Raw genomic sequence first — 1035 nt, 5'->3', positions numbered from 1 at the left:
GTGGGGCCATCATCGCGGTGCACAATCACCCCAGCGGTGACCCGGAACCCAGTCAATCTGACAGGGTCTTTACCCAGGCCCTCAAAGAAGCCTTGGCGCTGGTCGATGTGCGATTGCTTGACCATCTGGTGGTCGGTGCTGAGGGCGTGGTATCCCTGAAAGAGAGAGGTCAGCTATGAACTTGGTCCCAGGCACATCACACCTCACCGCCCTCGATATCCTCCTCGAATTGCGCTTTTGGCTGGCAGACAACGTCGAGATGCAGGCAGATCCCGCCATCGTGGCCCACCTGCCTAACGGCTACCAGCTCACCCAGGCTGACTGCATCGAGGTCATTGATGTGCTGCTACATCAGCTGCGCGATTAGCCAATCCGGATCATCAGGTCCAACACCATCACCCACAAGGCCACCTCACTGCAGGTGGCCTTTTGCATTTCAAGGAGCTAGCCCATGTCTGCCTTCATGATCGATCGCCAGGACTACCTGACCTTTGCCGTGCAGTTACACCGCTTTTGCAATGGCCCGTTGCCACCGCACTACACCCTGGAGCTACTGCGCACCCTCTGGTGGCTGCCGCCAGCAGACACGACCAGTACCTGGACGTGGCGGGTAGATCGGTTAGTGCGACTGATGATGCTCGCCAACCGGCGTGCAGTCTGGCATCGCTATCAGCTGGGGCGTCATCAACCACTTCAGCACCGCTCTACCAAGCTGAGTCCGCTTAAACCTGCCCACCGTTACCACCAGGCTCCACTCACCGATAGCGAGCTGGTGGCCCTCTACAAGTTCACCTGCTGCGCCCTGTACCAATCGAGCGAATGGACCGGGAGCCCTGAGCAGGCACCTCGGCTTGTGAAGGTACTACAGCAGTTGCAACAGGCTCTCGCACAAGACGTGCTGACCCGGCTGTCACTGTGGGAGCAAGCACCCTGGGGAGAGATGTGATGGATCTCTACATCACCCTGACAGTGGCAAGCTCGCCACCGAGTTCAATGGCCCACCTAGCCCAACGTGTCGCCGATGACATGGCACAC

General features: G+C 59.0%; 3 protein-coding genes. All 3 read left to right on the top strand.

Annotation, left to right across the window (positions count from 1 at the left end; genetic code table 11):
• Nucleotides 1-179: JAB domain-containing protein (locus J9889_RS19825; RefSeq protein ID WP_282597963.1), on the top strand; the 179-nt coding region annotated here is incomplete at its 5' end.
• On the top strand, nt 176-367 hold the full coding sequence (locus J9889_RS19820; protein WP_043170870.1) for a hypothetical protein: 192 nt from the start codon (nt 176-178) through the stop codon (nt 365-367). The genes J9889_RS19825 and J9889_RS19820, both read left to right, overlap by 4 nt.
• Nucleotides 368-451: 84 nt before the next feature.
• Nucleotides 452-946: a hypothetical protein gene (locus J9889_RS19815; RefSeq protein WP_016349978.1), complete on the top strand. Its 495-nt coding sequence runs from the start codon at nt 452-454 to the stop codon at nt 944-946.
• Nucleotides 947-1035 lie beyond the last annotated feature (89 nt).

Source organism: Aeromonas sp. PrichA-15 (assembly GCF_017939245.1).
Classification (GTDB): Bacteria; Pseudomonadota; Gammaproteobacteria; order Enterobacterales; family Aeromonadaceae; genus Aeromonas; species Aeromonas caviae.
This window is presented reverse-complemented; position numbering and strand designations above follow the sequence as displayed.

Coding starts and splice junctions, on each gene's coding strand:
- J9889_RS19815 (WP_016349978.1), top strand. CDS start 452: ATGTCTGCCTTCATGATCGATCGCCAGGACTACCTGACCTTTGCCGTG.
- J9889_RS19820 (WP_043170870.1), top strand. CDS start 176: ATGAACTTGGTCCCAGGCACATCACACCTCACCGCCCTCGATATCCTC.